Source organism: Massilia sp. TWR1-2-2 (genome assembly GCF_049897565.1).
In the GTDB taxonomy this organism is placed as follows: Bacteria; Pseudomonadota; Gammaproteobacteria; order Burkholderiales; family Burkholderiaceae_D; genus JAFCUW01.
Window position 1 is genome coordinate 1 of sequence record NZ_JAFCWM010000113.1, and the last position, 569, is coordinate 569.

Genomic DNA, 569 nt, shown 5'->3' on the forward strand with positions numbered 1-569 from the left:
GCGGTGCTCGAACTGAGCTCCGAGCAATTGCACTGGCTGCTAGAAGGTATCGACCTCGAAGCGGTACGTCGTCACCCGGTGCGCCAGTACCAGCACATCGGGTAGAGGCAATGCCAACTGTGGCGGCAGCCTACATTTTTTTGGCATTGTTACAATTTTACGTAAACCCATTTCGTCGTCACAGCCGGTATCGTTGCATGCATGAACGAAGCAGACACTTTCCCCGACTTGCCACCTGAGATCCAAGCCTACATCCGCGATCTCGAAGCGCGCAATGCGCAGCTGTCGGCGCGCGTGCGTCAACTGGAGGAGCAGTTCAGGCTGGCGCAGCTCAAGCGCTACGCTCCCAGTAGCGAGAAGCGCAGCGAGCGGGTGTTTAACGAAGCCGAGCAGATGGGGCCGGAGCCGCAGCAAGAGGCCTTGCCCTTGCCCGACACCGGCCTGCCTGATGCCGCGCCAGCAGTGCCAGGCAAGCGCGGGCGCAAACCTTTGCCGGCCGATTTGCCGCGCAAGCGCGTCGTCCATGACATTCCGGAAGACCAACGCACTTGCGCCTGCTGCCAGGGCGC

At 61.3% G+C, this 569-nt stretch carries 1 pseudogene; it reads left to right on the top strand.

Annotated features, from left to right (window positions below):
* Window positions 1–201 precede the first annotated feature (201 nt).
* A pseudogene (locus tag ACP7DD_RS26625) lies at window positions 202–569 on the top strand (IS66 family transposase); the annotation flags it as partial.